Origin of the sequence: Bacillus sp. SIMBA_005 (assembly GCF_046535585.1) — a bacterium.
GTDB lineage: Bacteria > Bacillota > Bacilli > Bacillales > Bacillaceae > Bacillus > Bacillus pumilus.
Genome location: NZ_JAWRWI010000064.1, coordinates 1 through 415, shown reverse-complemented (window position 1 = coordinate 415; position 415 = coordinate 1). Strand labels below are relative to the sequence as shown.

Sequence of the window (415 nt, the reverse complement as noted above, 5' to 3'; positions counted from 1 at the left end):
GTATCAGCATGAATCAGGATCACCTGCTGCACGATGCGAAACAGCTGGCTGCTTCCTTATATGACAGCGGATACCGTCCGCCTGCCCGCAAAAAAGTGAAAGTCACTGGAGAAACCGGCTGTGCGGCATTACTGCTCGGAGCAGACCAAATGAGACGGTCGGGTTATTTATCCGATCACGATATGAAGATTGCGAAGAAGCTGGCCCATGTCATTGCCGGCGGAAGAGTCCCGTTCGGCACGGAGGTTTCAGAAGAATATTTACTCGAGATTGAAAGAGAAGCCTTTTTAAGCCTCGCTGGCGAGGCGAAATCTCAAGCGAGAATGCAGCATATGCTCGTCAAAGGCAAACCTTTACGGAACTAGGAGGGTGTTTATGAGAGAAGCAGTCATTGTGGCCGGTGCGAGAACCCCGG

Annotated in this window: 1 pseudogene; it reads left to right on the top strand. The window is 51.6% G+C overall.

Annotation, left to right across the window (positions count from 1 at the left end):
• Nucleotides 1-365, top strand: a pseudogene (locus SB660_RS19110) (3-hydroxyacyl-CoA dehydrogenase); the annotation flags it as partial.
• Nucleotides 366-415 lie beyond the last annotated feature (50 nt).